This window comes from Polaromonas sp., from assembly GCF_030689685.1.
In the GTDB taxonomy this organism is placed as follows: domain Bacteria; phylum Pseudomonadota; class Gammaproteobacteria; order Burkholderiales; family Burkholderiaceae_C; genus Polaromonas.
Genome location: NZ_JAUYEY010000050.1, coordinates 1 through 12802 on the forward strand (window position 1 = coordinate 1; position 12802 = coordinate 12802).

14 protein-coding genes and 1 pseudogene are annotated in these 12802 nt (G+C 61.4%); 1 reads left to right on the forward strand and 14 read right to left on the reverse strand.

Annotation, left to right across the window (positions count from 1 at the left end):
• Nucleotides 1-137 precede the first annotated feature (137 nt).
• The 3 genes and pseudogenes from Q8O29_RS12115 to Q8O29_RS12125 form a co-directional block, all read right to left on the reverse strand.
• Nucleotides 138-323: pseudogene (locus tag Q8O29_RS12115) on the reverse strand (HAD family hydrolase); the annotation flags it as partial.
• A gap of 387 nt (nt 324-710) precedes the next feature.
• A complete protein-coding gene (locus tag Q8O29_RS12120) occupies nt 711-1391 on the reverse strand; it encodes a glutathione S-transferase family protein (RefSeq protein WP_305563118.1) in 681 nt (226 codons plus the stop codon).
• Nucleotides 1392-1405: 14 nt separating this feature from the next.
• Nucleotides 1406-1828 carry a DoxX family protein gene (locus Q8O29_RS12125; protein ID WP_305563120.1) on the reverse strand — a complete coding sequence of 141 codons (423 nt, stop codon included), beginning with the start codon at nt 1826-1828 and terminating at the stop codon, nt 1406-1408.
• Nucleotides 1829-1907: 79 nt separating this feature from the next.
• On the opposite strand from Q8O29_RS12125, the gene Q8O29_RS12130 reads away from it, so the two are divergent.
• Entirely contained in the window at nt 1908-2792 is an 885-nt protein-coding gene (locus Q8O29_RS12130; RefSeq protein WP_305563122.1) for a LysR family transcriptional regulator, read from the forward strand.
• 11 nt (nt 2793-2803) lie between these two features.
• Here the strand turns inward: Q8O29_RS12130 and Q8O29_RS12135 are convergent, their stop codons facing one another.
• The 11 genes from Q8O29_RS12135 to aceK all read right to left on the reverse strand — a co-directional run bounded on the left by Q8O29_RS12135 (nt 2804) and on the right by aceK (nt 12802).
• On the reverse strand, nt 2804-3475 hold the full coding sequence (locus tag Q8O29_RS12135) for an HAD family phosphatase (RefSeq protein WP_305563124.1): 672 nt from the start codon (nt 3473-3475) through the stop codon (nt 2804-2806).
• A 67-nt stretch (nt 3476-3542) separates the two neighbouring features.
• Nucleotides 3543-3914, reverse strand: coding sequence for a YchJ family protein (locus Q8O29_RS12140; RefSeq protein ID WP_305563126.1), 372 nt, complete (start codon nt 3912-3914; stop codon nt 3543-3545).
• Between the two features lie 2 nt (nt 3915-3916).
• Nucleotides 3917-4354 (reverse strand): rhodanese-like domain-containing protein, encoded by a 438-nt coding sequence (locus tag Q8O29_RS12145; RefSeq protein ID WP_305563128.1) that lies wholly within the window; start codon nt 4352-4354, stop codon nt 3917-3919.
• Nucleotides 4355-4734: 380 nt separating this feature from the next.
• Nucleotides 4735-5313 carry an NAD(P)H-dependent oxidoreductase gene (locus tag Q8O29_RS12150; protein ID WP_305563129.1) on the reverse strand — a complete coding sequence of 193 codons (579 nt, stop codon included), beginning with the start codon at nt 5311-5313 and terminating at the stop codon, nt 4735-4737.
• Between the two features lie 55 nt (nt 5314-5368).
• Entirely contained in the window at nt 5369-5968 is a 600-nt protein-coding gene (locus tag Q8O29_RS12155; RefSeq protein WP_371134227.1) for a MerR family transcriptional regulator, read from the reverse strand.
• A 39-nt stretch (nt 5969-6007) separates the two neighbouring features.
• Nucleotides 6008-7258, reverse strand: coding sequence for an ATP-binding protein (locus Q8O29_RS12165; RefSeq protein WP_305563131.1), 1251 nt, complete (start codon nt 7256-7258; stop codon nt 6008-6010).
• Nucleotides 7259-7418: 160 nt separating this feature from the next.
• Entirely contained in the window at nt 7419-8546 is a 1128-nt protein-coding gene (locus Q8O29_RS12170; protein WP_305563133.1) for an acyl-CoA dehydrogenase family protein, read from the reverse strand.
• Nucleotides 8547-8552: 6 nt separating this feature from the next.
• A complete protein-coding gene (locus tag Q8O29_RS12175; protein ID WP_305563135.1) occupies nt 8553-9221 on the reverse strand; it encodes an SDR family oxidoreductase in 669 nt (222 codons plus the stop codon).
• A gap of 65 nt (nt 9222-9286) precedes the next feature.
• Nucleotides 9287-10468 carry an acetyl-CoA C-acyltransferase gene (locus Q8O29_RS12180; protein WP_305563221.1) on the reverse strand — a complete coding sequence of 394 codons (1182 nt, stop codon included), beginning with the start codon at nt 10466-10468 and terminating at the stop codon, nt 9287-9289.
• Between the two features lie 30 nt (nt 10469-10498).
• Nucleotides 10499-10984, reverse strand: coding sequence for a hypothetical protein (locus Q8O29_RS12185; RefSeq protein ID WP_305563137.1), 486 nt, complete (start codon nt 10982-10984; stop codon nt 10499-10501).
• A gap of 6 nt (nt 10985-10990) precedes the next feature.
• Nucleotides 10991-12802: a bifunctional isocitrate dehydrogenase kinase/phosphatase gene (gene aceK, locus Q8O29_RS12190; protein WP_305563139.1), complete on the reverse strand. Its 1812-nt coding sequence runs from the start codon at nt 12800-12802 to the stop codon at nt 10991-10993.

Sequence of the window (12802 nt, forward strand, 5' to 3'; positions counted from 1 at the left end):
GCGAAAAGTGGCCCCGGCGAGGACAGTTTTTGCCGGGTTTGCAGCCTCATAGCCGTAGCTATGGGGCAAAAAGCCGGTGAAAAATGGACCGTCGCGGCCGCTTTGCAGCCGACGTCCCTTCTGCCGCCCAGGCTCCTAGGGTCAACGCCCAGTGCAGCAGCGGCGGCCAGGTACACATCAGGCGCGGGTTTGGAGCGCGGCAGCTCGTGGCCGCTGAAGATGCAGCCCTTGAAATAAGGCATCAGCCCGCACTTCGCCAGCTGCAGCTCGACCTTGAAGCGGTCAGCGCCCGAAGCCCAGGCGATGCGGCCCTGGTACAGCGCGTAGATCTTCGCCACGGCTTCGACGGCATTGTTGCAGGCCCAGATTGGCGGCCCAGCGCCTAACAAGCAACTCTCAAGACCTGCAGTCGTTGATGGTCGCAAATGCACGAAACCATGAATGCGGGTGAATGTCTGCTTCGGGTCGGTTCCGACAAGGGGAATAGCCGCTGTCGACGTCTGCAGCCGACCTCAAAGCGGTCTGCCCCAATCCAGAAAGCCGACGGTCAACGCCATGAGTGGCAGACTGGGGCTTGTCGGTGAACCCAATCGCAAAAGGTCCGAACTTGAGCGAATCGCCGGCTCAAACTTGAACGAGCAGGCATGTCCTCGAACGCCAGAGGCGCTACGCTGATCCGCTTTACCCCCTCCGCTGCACCGGCCCAGCCCTCAAGCCGGCAGCGCAAGCGTCATGCGGGTTGACAGCGCCGACCCACGCTTCAGCAGGAAACTGTGCAACAACGCCGGATAGTCTGGCCGCACGGCCTTGCGCACCGAATCACGCTGCGCCAGTGCCAGACGCCAGGTGTTGACCTTGGGCGTATCGGCAAACACGCCAAAATCAGCAATGGCGTCCAGCACGTCGATGTACCTGAAGACCGGGCCAAAGACCGCATCCACCATGCCGAAATGCTCGCCAGCAAACCAGGGGCCTGCGCCCAGCGCGGCTTCGATCTGCTGGAATTTGGCACGCAGCTCGGCAGCTCGCGCCGCCAGGGCTTCGTCGTCCGGTGCGTTGTAGAAAGCGCCTATGGTGTTGAGGACGGCGGAGCCGAACTCCATCCAGCTGCGGTGCCGGGCGCGTTGCAATGCGTCATTTGGGTGCAGGCGGGGTGCGGCGGTTTCGTCCAAGTATTCGCAGATCACGGCGGACTCGAACACCGCTTCGCCGTCCACCAGCAGCACGGGCGTTTTGCCCAACGGGGAGAGTTTGAGAAACCAGTCGGGCTTATTGGCCAGGTCAATGTCCTGCCGTTCGAAGGGGATGCCTTTTTCGGCCAGAACAATTGCTGCGCGCTGGACGTAGGGGCAAAGCTTGTGGCTGATGAGCGTTAGTTTGGGTGTGGTCATGGTTTGCGCCTTCATTACAAGGCGGGCACAAAACGCTGGCTGCGGCGCAGGGCCAGGGCGCCGTCGCCGGCCAGCCAAAGCGCTACCGATGCCGCCACCAGAAAAACGGGGTATTCCCAACCGCCACCCGGATTGGTGAACAGCCAGCCGTTGCCAAAGTGGACCGACGCGGCTCCCACCACGATGGGCGTCAGCGCCAGTGACACCTGGCGGGCATACAAGCCGAGCAGGATGGCAGTGCCGCCCAGCAGCTCCGCAGCAAACACGGGGTAGGCCAGGATGCCAGGCAAGCCCACGCTCTCAAAAAACTGCGCGGTACCCGGCAGGGTGAACACGAATAACTTGAGCAGAGCGTGGGCGATCCACATCACGCCCAGGCTGATTCGCAGCAGGGCCACGTCGTAGGCTGCGGTGTTGTCGGTTGGGTTTGCTTGCATTGCACTTCTCCAATGGGTTGATTGACGGATGTAATATAAGATTGCATCAACGCAATGAAAATAGGCGCACACGCAAACCATGAATGCAACAATGCAATACAAACTCAGCGCCCCGGACATTGAAGTGGTGCTCGCACTGGTACGCACCGGCACGCTGGCACAAGCGGGTGAGCGCCTGGCTGTGGATGCGTCCACCATATTCCGCTCACTGCAGCGGATTGAAAAGGGGCTGGGCCAGCGGCTGTTTGAGCGCTCCCGCACTGGCTATCAGCCGCTGGAGCTGGCACAGGTGCTGGCCACGCATGGTGAACAACTGGAGGTGCAACTCGAGTCAGCCCGCTCGGCCGCGCAGGCCAGCCCGGAGCAGGTCTCGGGCAGTGTGCGCATCACCACCACCGACACCGTTCTGCACGGGCTGGTGGCGCCAGCTCTGAAACTGCTGCAAACAAGCCATCCCCTGCTGAGTTATGAGCTGCATGCCGGCAATGAGCTGGCCAGCCTGACACGGCGTGACGCCGACATTGCGGTGCGCGCCACCCGGAGGCCGCCGCAACACCTGGTGGGCAAACATGTCGGGCCGATACGGGTGGCGCTGTTTGCCGCCAGAAAAGGCGGGCCCAAACGCTTTGACGCAGACGTGGCCACCACAGCCATCTGGATAGCCCCCGATGACGCGCTGCCAGACCACCCCTCGGTCATCTGGCGCAAGAGGCACTTTCCCAAAGTGGCGCCGCGCTACCGGGTCAACAGCATCCTGACGGTGGCGGAAATGGTGGGGCAAGGCATGGGCATTGGTTTGTTACCCCTGTTTCTGGCGCAGGGCCGCACCGACCTGCGGGCGCTGACGGATGCGCTGGATGAGTGCCAGACAGAGCTTTGGCTGCTGACCCATGCCGAGTCACGCCATCTGCGGCGGGTGTCTGCGGTGTACAGCCACCTGGCCCAACACATGACCTTGGGCTGAGCCGCGCCGGTTCAGCTCAGCAACGCCGCCAGCTCTTTCATGTCGGTAAAAATCCGCGCGGCGCCCGCTTTGGTCAACGCGCCTGGCGTATCATGCCCCGTCTCTGCCGGGCTGTAGCCAAACACCGTGGCCCCGGCGGCCACGCCAGACATGACGCCGGTGACCGTATCTTCCACCACGGCACAGCGCTTGGCATCCACCCCCAGCGCCGCAGCGGCGGCCAGGTACACATCGGGCGCTGGCTTGGAGCGTGGCAGCTCGTGGTCGCTGAAGATACGGCCTTTGAAGTAAGGCATGAGACCGCATTTTTCGAGCTGCAGCTCGACCTTGAAGCGGTCAGCGCCTGAGGCGCAGGCGATGCGGCCCTGGTACAGCGCGTCGATTTGCGCCACGGCTTCAAGGACGCCGCGAATCGGCAGCAGGCCTTCGGCCAGCCCCTCGTTGCGCCGGCCACGAAACTCGTGCAGCCATTCTTCGGTCAGTGGGCGACCGGTGTTGGCCTCGATCAAGGCGGCCTGATCTTTGACAGCCTTGCCGATGAACAGGCGCATGCATTCGGCGCTGCTGAGCTGCCAGCCGGCTTCTTCCAGCATGTCGCGCAGCACGCCGTTGGTGATGGGCTCGCTGTCTACCAGCACGCCATCACAGTCAAACAACACCGCATCGAATTTCAACAAGGCCATGTTTACTACCAATTTAATAGCTGCTTACGCCCGCCCGATAAGGGCCAGAGGCCGATTTGACGTTTAATCACAGTTGATCGCCGTCCACATAGTACCAACGGCCGCCCTCGCGCAGGCGCAGCGCCGCGCTGCCCGGGCTTTTCTGCCGGGCGACAAATTCAACTTCGGAGTGCGTAGCGTCAAGTACCCGGTGCTGCCGCACTTCAAGACCCAGCCATTTCACGCCGGGGTCAAACTCGATGCTTGCCGGGCGCTGGCTGGTATGCCAGGTGGCCAGCAGGTAGTCAGACCGCGCCAGCACAAAGGCGGCGTAACGTGAGCGCATCAGCGACTCGGCATCGGGCGCGGGGGTGTCATGCGCCAGGTAGCGGGCGCAGCAGGCGGCCCAGGCCAGCGGCAGGCCACGCCCATCGGCCCGGTCGCAAGGGCAGGCAGCCACTGTCAACCCTTCGCGGGATGACGCGCTGCGTGGGCCAGCTTGTGCGCTTCCAGGGTTTCCATCGGAGCGCCCTGCTTTTTCCACTCGGCAAAGCCGCCGTCAATGTGGGCCACGTTGCTCATGCCCATGTCCTGAAGCGTTTTGGCGGCCAGCGCACTGCGCCAGCCGGCGCCACAGAACAGGATGAACTGCTTGCCCTCGTCGCCAAACACCGGCTTGAAATAGGGTGAGGCCGGGTCCACCCAGAACTCGAGCATGCCGCGCGGCGCCAGCAAGGCGCCGGGCACCGTGCCCTCGCGTTCGAGCTCACGCACATCGCGGATGTCAACGATCTGCACCTGCGGGTCGGCGAGTGTGGCCTGGGCTTCGGCCACCGAATAAGTGGTGACCTCGGCCATAGCCTCATCGACGAGGGCGCGGAATCCTTTGGTAATCGGCATTTTGGGTTGGCTCCGGCTGTGTGGTTGGTGGGCATGGATTGCGGATCGGGCCTGCCCCGGACCAGGATCCAGGATCCGGGATCCGGGATCCGGGGTCCGGGGTCCGGGGTCCGGGGTCTGGGGTCTGGGGTCCGCAATGACAGAGCAGTTTAGGCCTCTTCTGTCATCCCGGGCTCGACCCGGGATCCACGCAGCAGAAACCTCCGCCGCCAGTCTGCACACATGGATTGCGGATCGAGTCCGCAATGACAAGCCAAGGGCCCTCATACAGGCAAATGGCCGGGTAAGCAGGACTTTTTCGGGGGCAAAAAATTCTATTTCCCCATGGACGCCATGCATGTGATTGTAGAAGTAGCCCTGCGGGCGACCTTGCCCTTGCGTTAAATGCCGGACGCGACGGAGCGCGTCTTTTCCAGCCATGCCTCTCGCTGCGACGGTTTGGAGCCGAGGATCGGACCAAAGCTGAACACCTTGACCGGCTTGATCCCGCAAAACTCCAGTGTGGTCTTGCGCATCTGGTGCAGCGCGGGCATGCGATACATCCATCTGAAATACCAGGGCGGTGTGTCCATGGTCGCCAAAACATGAGCCGAGCGTCCTTTCAGGAGCTGATCCGGAAATGCGGCGCCTGCCCGGTACTTGAACGCGAATCCCGGCAGGAAAGCCCGGTCCAGAAAACCTTTTAACGACGCCGGCACCCCGCCCCACCAGATCGGGAAAACAAAGCACACATGCTCTGCCCACCGGATGGCCTCCTGCGCCTGCACCAGGTCGGGCTCCAGCTCCTGAACCTGCCTGAATCCCTCATGCAATACAACATCAAACTTCAACGCCCCCAGGCGAAGCAGTCTGACCTCATTGCCTGCGCTGCTGGCAGCTTTGACATAACTGTCGGCGAGCGCGCTACAAAAACTGTTGCTCGAAGGATGACCCAAAATAACCAGAATCCGCTTACCCATGTTGCCCTGCTCCAAAGTAAAAGGGTCAGGGTAAGGCTTGCCCCTAGGGGCAGAGTCAAGAAGTTTTTGCGGTTGGCAGCGGCGGCGCAACATCGCAGGCTTCGCCTATGCTTTCGCCACCGCCGGGACAGGAGCGGATTTCCAGATTGATCCGATCCAATTGGGCGTCCAGGCTGCGCAGCCTGTCGATTTCGTGCCTGATGCTCTGTCGCTTGCGCTCTATTTGTTGCGACAGCCCTTCCCAGTCGGGTTCGTTTGCTTCGTCTTGCAAGACCAGGCGCAACTCTGACAAACGAAAGCTCAGGGTTTGCGCTTGCCTGATCAAACTGACTTGCCTCACGTCATTGCTTGAATACACACGGTAGGACCCGGCGCGGCTGACCTTGCCCAGAAGGCCAAGCGATTCATAGTGGCGAATGGCCTTGGGCGATGCGCCCGTCAACTGGGATATTTCTCCGATGAACATGCGCCAGCGGTTGTTTGGAGTCGGCGAGGCGCCCCCCACGGTCCCGGCGCTGAGCTCGCGCACATCGCGGATGTCAACGATCTGCACCGTGGGGTCGTTGAGCCTTGCTTTGACCTCGTCCACCGAATCAGTGGTGACCTGGGCCATGGCCTCATCGACAAGGGCGCGGAATCCTTTGGTGATGGGCATGGGGTTCTCCTTGTAAAAGCAGCGCTGGCAATACTAGTACTAGGCCCGATCAGCGGCCCACCAGAAGGACAGAGGCACGGCCCAGAGTTGGTCCCCAAACGGCACAACTTCGCGTCCCGCATACAGCACGACGCCGTGTTGAAAAATGGCAGGCTCTGTCTCTTGCAGATGGCGCAGCCCTTTGAAGTCCTTGCTGTCCACCGTGGCGCTGGCCTTGACCTCAATGCCAGTGATCTGGCCCAGGCGATTTTCAAGAAGAAAATCGACCTCAATGTGGGTTTGAGTCCGGTAGTGCCACAGCGACAGGCCTTGCGCAGAAAAAGCCACATGTTTAAGCAGCTCGGCAAGCACAAAAGTTTCGACCATGCCGCCTGGCAGGCCAGGTTTGGCCATCAGGCTGTCTGCGGTAGCCGCCATGAAATGGTTGAGCAGGCCGCTGTCGGGCAAAAAAACCTTGGGCGCTTTCACCAGGCGCTTGCCCGGGTTACGCTCCCACGAGGGCAGGCGCACCACAAGAAACAACATCTCCAGCAACGCGAAATAACGCTTGAGGGTGCTTTGCGGCAGCCCGGCGGTGCGGGACAGCTCGGCAAAGTTAAGCAAGGTGCCGCTGCGCGTCGCCAGCAATTGCAGCAAGTTTGGGATTTCAGTCAGTTGCTCGATGTTCGCCAAGTCGCGCACGTCACGCTGCAGGATGGCCTGAACATAGCTGTCAAACCAGGCCTCGCGTCGGCGCGCACCGGTACGCGCCACAGCGTCCGCGAAACCACCGGCCAGAAGATGGCTGACCAATTCAACTCGCTCGCAGGGCACTACCTTTAAAGCAGACCAATCGGCCTGGAACAAAGCGTCGGCGCGATTGAGCGAAGGGCTGCCTGCCATTTCGGCACACGACAGCGGCCAAAGCGACAACACCTCCATGCGCCCGGCCAGCGAATCGGCAATACCGGGCAACAACAACACGTCAGCCGAGCCGGTCAGCAAAAACTTGCCGGGCTGACGCCCGCGGTCCACCGCCGCCTTGATGGCCAGAAACAAACCGGGCGCGCGCTGCACTTCATCAAGCGTCACGGCCCCTTGTAGCGCGTTCACAAAACCGGCAGGGTCGGACCGAGCGGCATTGAGCACCACTGCGTCGTCCAGCGTCAGGTATTGGCGCGGCGCGCCCTCCGCCGCCGCTTGCGACTGCACCAGCGTGCTTTTGCCGCTTTGGCGCGCACCATTGACCAGCACAACCGGCGTATCCGAAAGCGCATCGGCAAGCAGAGGGGCGATGTGTCGGGGGTACATGGTCGGTAGTTTACTGGTTGAAAATCAACCACGCAATGGTTGATTTTCAACCTTTACATCACCCCAGTAGGGGCCGCGGGTCCGGCTTTGCCGATCCGAAGGCGCCGCCCCCAGCAAGGGGGGAGGAGGCTACACGCAGTGAGCCTCAACGGGGGTGCGCCTAGAGATTTCGCTGAATGATGATCTTCTGCACGTCAGACGTGCCTTCATAGATCTGGCAGACACGCACGTCGCGGTAAATTCGCTCTACCGGGAAGTCGCTCACATAACCATAACCCCCCAGGGTCTGGATGGCGGCGCTACAGACTTCTTCGGCCATCTCGCTGGCGAAGAGTTTGGCCATGGCGGCTTCTTTCAGGCAGGGCTGGCCGGCATCGCGCAGGCTGGCCGCATGCCAGATCAGCTGACGCGCGGCTTCAATTTTGGTGGCGCAATCAGCCAGCCTGAAACCGACCGCCTGGTGGTTGAAGATGGCGGTGCCAAAGCTTTGCCGCTCTTTGGCATAACTCAACGCAAACTCAAACGCGCTGCGGGCCATGCCGACACTTTGCGCGGCAATGCCGATGCGCCCGCCCTCCAGCGCGCCCAAGGCGATCTTGTAGCCTTCGCCCTCGGCGCCTATCAGGTTGTCCGCCGGGATGCGGCAGTTGTCAAAGTTGATCTGCGCCGTGTCGCTGCTGTGCTGGCCCAGCTTGTCCTCCAGCCGCGCCACCACGTAGCCGGGCGCGTCAGTCGGCACGATGAAGGCGCTCATGCCTTTTTTGCCGGCGCCCTTGTCGGTGACGGCGATCACCACCGCCGCGTGGCCATTTTTGCCGCTGGTGATGAACTGCTTGACGCCGTTGATCACGTATTCGTCGCCCTGTTTGACCGCCGTCGTGCGCAGTGATGAGGCGTCGCTGCCCACCTGCGGCTCGGTCAGGCAGAACACGCCGAGCATCTGGCCCTGCGCCAGCGGTGTGAGCCACTGCTTTTTCTGCGCTGCATTGCCGTAACGCATCAGGATGGCGTTGACCGGGCAATTCGTCACGGAAATCGCCGTGCTGGTGCCGCCGTCACCGGCGGCAATTTCTTCCAGCACCAGCGCCAGCGTCATGTAGTCGAGGTTGGCACCACCAAACTCTTCCGGCACACAAATGCCGTAAGCACCCAGCGCGGCCAGGCCCTTGTGTGCCTCGACCGGAAAGTGGTGCTCTTTGTCCCATCGGGCGGCATGGGGCCAGAGTTCGGTCTGCGCAAAGTCGCGCACCGCGTCGCGGATCATCTGCTGGTCTTGCGTCAAAAGCATGTCAGGTCACCAAGTTGCAAAACGCGAGCCGTCGTAATTGAGGAACGCGCCTTTGTGTTGCGGGGTCAAGGCAGCCAGTGTTTTACGCATGGCCGCCACGCTGCTGTGAACGCTCAGCGGAGCGCCAGTGCCACCCATCTCAGTCTGCACCCAACCTGGCGACAGCGCCACCAGCACGGCGCCGGGGTAGTCGTGCTGGGCAGCGGCAACAGCCATGTTCAGCGCCGCTTTGCTGACGCGGTAAGTCCAGGCGTCACTGGAGGGGACCTCACCGATACAGCCCATCTCGCTGGTGATGCAGGCAAAGCAACCACCAGTCGCCTCTACCAGCGGCGCCACTTGCGGCAGGGCCTGCATGGCGCCCAGCACGTTGGTGTGCAAAGTGTGGTCAAACACAGCCTGCGTGGGCGGCGTGCGCGCATCGCCTTGGGGGAAAACACCCGCCACATAGAGCGCAATATCGATTTTTTCACCGTCGAGTTGCCCGGTCAGACCGCTGATGCTGGCCGGGTCGGCCAAATCCAGCTGGAGGGCCTGGGCGCCCAGCTTGCGCAGACGCTGCAAGCCCGCCTCGTCGCGCGCGGTGCCCAGCACGCGCACGTTATCTGCGCGGTACTGGCGAACAAACTCAAGGCCAATGCCGCGCGATGCGCCTATCACCAAAACTGTGTTCATACCAACATCTTTATAGTAAAATCAGGCTGTAGCCCTTTACCTACGGGCGCAAGCAGCTATCTTATTTATAGCAACTCCAGCGCCAGAGCCGTACCTTCACCGCCACCAATACACAGCGTGGCCACGCCGCGTTGAAGGCCGCGCGCCTGTAGCGCATAGATGAGGGTGACGATAATGCGGGCGCCGCTGGCACCAATCGGGTGGCCCAGCGCGCAGGCGCCGCCGTTGACATTGACGATAGCGTGGCTGATACCCAGCTCTTTCATGGCGGCCATGGGCACGACGGCAAAAGCTTCGTTGACCTCCCACAGGTCCACGTCTTTCACGCTCCAGCCGATTTTCTTGAGCAGCTTGTTGACCGCGCCGACAGGTGCGGTGGTAAACCACTCGGGCTCTTGCGCAAAGGTGGCGTGGCCTACGATGCGGGCGATGGGCTTGGCGCCAAGCTCTTTCGCCGTTGATGCACGCGCCAGCACCAGAGCGGCGGCGCCGTCGTTGATGGACGAGCTGGACGCGGCGGTGATCGTGCCGTCTTTCTTGAACGCGGGTTTGAGCGTGGGGATTTTGTCGAGCTTGACCTTGCCCGGGCCTTCGTCGATGGAAACCACCGTCTCGCCACTGCGGCTCTTGACGGTGACGGGTGTGATCTCGGCCTTGAAAGCGCCGGACTCGGTGGCAGCCTTGGCGCGGTTGACGCTGGTGGTGGCAAAGGCGTCCTGCGCCTCACGCGTGAACTTGTATTTGTCGGCGCACTGCTCGCCAAAGGTGCCCATGGCGCGGCCGGGCTCGTAGGCATCCTCCAGGCCGTCGAGCATCATGTGGTCAAAAATGCGGTCATGCCCGATGCGTATGCCACTGCGACCCTTGAGCAGCAGGTGCGGCGCGTTGGTCATGCTTTCCATGCCGCCAGCGACCATCACGTCGCGGCTGCCGACCAGGAGCTGGTCGTGCGCGAGCATCGTGGCTTCCATGCCGGAGCCGCACATCTTGGACAGCGTGACAGCGCCGGTGCTGGCGGGCAAGCCGCCCTTGAAACCGGCCTGACGCGCGGGCGCCTGGCCCTGGCCGGCCATCAGGCAATTGCCAAACAGCACTTCATCCACCTTTTCAGGCGCAATACCCGAGCGCTCAATGGCGGCCTTGATCGCGGCGCCGCCCAGGTCATGCGCGGACAGGCTGGAAAAATCGCCCTGAAAACCGCCCATGGGGGTGCGCGCGGCGCCAAGAATGACGATGGGGTCGACGATGGTAGTGGACATGGTTTTCCTTGAAAATGGTTATACAAGCTGGATCACGGTGCCGCGCTCTTCATCGGCGACACGCAGGATGTATTTCTGGAATTGCGGGTCCTCGCCGCGCAACAGCAGCGGCAGGGCATTGAAAAAATTTTCGCGGCGGCACCAGTCGCGGATGTAGTCGTCCCAGCTATTCCAGCGGCGCGCTTCCACTTCGGACATGCGCTCGCGCCAAGCCACGATGTAGGCGCGCTCGAAAAGCGAGATCAGCATCTCGTAGATGATCATGGTTCGCTCGTTCTGTTCTGTCGTGGGGTGTGACAGGGCCTCGTTGGTGCGCAGATGCAGGTCGGGGTTAGCGAGCACGACTTTCAGAAAGTCGTTGTAAGCGTCAGACAGTAGCTGGTAAGCCTCTTCGTCTTCGTTGTCGCGCTCCTTGCGCTGCTCCAGCGCAAAGAAAATGATGGCAAACGGCAGGGCCAGTGCGGTCACCACGAAGCTGGCATATTCCCAAGCGTCTCTCATCATGCAGCCTCAAGCCTTGGGCTCAGCGTACTTGCGCACAAAGCGCCGCTCGCGCTCGTACGGAAACACGTCATGCACATGACCGGCGGCAATCCGCTCCTTGTGGCCTTGCCAGAAGGCGGCTTCAAGCAGGTCGGCATGGTGCTTCATGAACACTTCGCGCACTGCGTCGTTGCCCAGCAAAAAGGGGCCGAAGGTTTCCGGAAAGACGTCTTTGGGACCGACCTTGTACCAGACCTCGCCGCTCATTTCTTCTTCTTCGTTGCGCGGCGTCGGCACCTTGCGGAAGTTGCAGTCGGTGATGTATTCGATCTCGTCATAGTCGTAGAACACCACCTTGCCGTGGCGCGTGATGCCGAAGTTTTTCCAGAGCATGTCGCCGGGGAAGATGTTGGCGGCCACCAGGTCCTTGATCGCGTTGCCGTATTCCAGCACAGCGCGCTCGATCTGGCCCTTGGCAAAAGGGTCTTCCACGCCGGTGTCAAACGCCTCCTGCAGGTAGATGTTCAGCGGGATCATGCGCCGCTCGATGTACACATGTTTGATGATGACTTCGGTCTGGCCGTCGCCGTCGCGGTCGCTGATCTCAAGCTGGCTGGGCGCGAACTTTTCAATCTCGGCAATCAGCTCGTCGTCAAAACGCTCGCGCGGAAAAGCCACCTCGCTGTACTCCTGGGTATCGGCCATGCGGCCTACACGGTCGTGCTGCTTGACCAGCAGGTACTTGCCCTTGATCTGCTCGCGCGTGGTGTCTTTTTGCGGCGGGTAATAGTCTTTGATGACCTTGAAGACGTAGGGGAAAGACGGCAAGTCAAACACCAGCATGACCATTCCCTTGATGCCGGGCGCGGTGCGGAATTTGTCGGTCGAATGCCGCAGGTGGTACAAAAAGTCGCGGTAAAAAAGCGTCTTGCCCTGTTTGGCCAGGCCCAGCGCGTTGTAGATCTCGGCGCGTGGCATGCGCGGCATCATGCTGCGCAAAAACTGAACATAAGCCGACGGAATGCCCATGTCGACCATGAAGTAAGCGCGCGCAAAGCTGAACAGGATCAGCAGGTCGTCTTCGCCGATCAGCACCGAGTCAATCGCCAGTTTGCCCGATTTGGCATGCAGCAGCGGCAGCGCAAAAGGCAGCTCACTGAAACCGTTGATCAGCTTGCCGACGATGTAAGCGCCCTTGTTGCGAAAAAACAGGCCGGAGAGCACCTGCATCTGGAAGTTGGCGCGCAGCTTGACCTCGCCCAGACGAGCGCTGAGCTCCTCGACAACATAACCGGCATCACGCTCCAGGTCCTCGAACTCAATATGCAGTTCGAAGTCATTGACCAGCTTGACCAGATGCTCTTTCAGGGTGTCGCGTGTGGGGTAGTAGGCCCGGTAGGTCGGCTGCGCAGCCGGTTCGTCGTTTTCGATGTATTCGGTGCTGACAGCGGGCCGAACGAAAATAAAGTCGTTGTGGAAATAGCTGCGGTGCAGGATTTTGGTGGTGACCGAATTGAAAAAAGTCTCAGCCAGCTCGGGCTGGTGGTGGTCCACCAGCAAGCCGATGTAATGCAGCTTGATCTGATGCCAGACCTCCATCGGCTGCTCGCCGGCCTTGAACTCGCGCTCCAGCCGCATGGAGGCTTCACGCACACGCAGGTCGTAAAACTCGATGCGCTCGCGCTGCGCGCGCTGCTGGCCGTGCCAGTCGGCGGTTTCAAAGCGGTGTTTGGCACGCGCCGACTCGGTGCGGAACAGCTGGTAATGGCGGTTGAAGCCGTCCATCATCGCCTTGGCTATGTCGTAGGCAAGCGGGGAGTCGAGGCGCTGGGGAAACAC

Excerpts from the sequence above, each read along its gene's own strand:
- Q8O29_RS12145 (WP_305563128.1), bottom strand. The coding sequence starts at position 4,354 with ATGCCGATTACCAAAGGATTCCGCGCCCTCGTCGATGAGGCTATGGCC.
- Q8O29_RS12130 (WP_305563122.1), top strand. The coding sequence starts at position 1,908 with ATGAATGCAACAATGCAATACAAACTCAGCGCCCCGGACATTGAAGTG.
- Q8O29_RS12170 (WP_305563133.1), bottom strand. The coding sequence starts at position 8,546 with ATGCTTTTGACGCAAGACCAGCAGATGATCCGCGACGCGGTGCGCGAC.
- Q8O29_RS12185 (WP_305563137.1), bottom strand. The coding sequence starts at position 10,984 with ATGATGAGAGACGCTTGGGAATATGCCAGCTTCGTGGTGACCGCACTG.
- Q8O29_RS12175 (WP_305563135.1), bottom strand. The coding sequence starts at position 9,221 with ATGAACACAGTTTTGGTGATAGGCGCATCGCGCGGCATTGGCCTTGAG.
- Q8O29_RS12155 (WP_371134227.1), bottom strand. The coding sequence starts at position 5,968 with ATGCCCATCACCAAAGGATTCCGCGCCCTTGTCGATGAGGCCATGGCC.
- Q8O29_RS12120 (WP_305563118.1), bottom strand. The coding sequence starts at position 1,391 with ATGACCACACCCAAACTAACGCTCATCAGCCACAAGCTTTGCCCCTAC.
- Q8O29_RS12135 (WP_305563124.1), bottom strand. The coding sequence starts at position 3,475 with ATGGCCTTGTTGAAATTCGATGCGGTGTTGTTTGACTGTGATGGCGTG.
- Q8O29_RS12165 (WP_305563131.1), bottom strand. The coding sequence starts at position 7,258 with ATGTACCCCCGACACATCGCCCCTCTGCTTGCCGATGCGCTTTCGGAT.
- Q8O29_RS12150 (WP_305563129.1), bottom strand. The coding sequence starts at position 5,313 with ATGGGTAAGCGGATTCTGGTTATTTTGGGTCATCCTTCGAGCAACAGT.
- Q8O29_RS12125 (WP_305563120.1), bottom strand. The coding sequence starts at position 1,828 with ATGCAAGCAAACCCAACCGACAACACCGCAGCCTACGACGTGGCCCTG.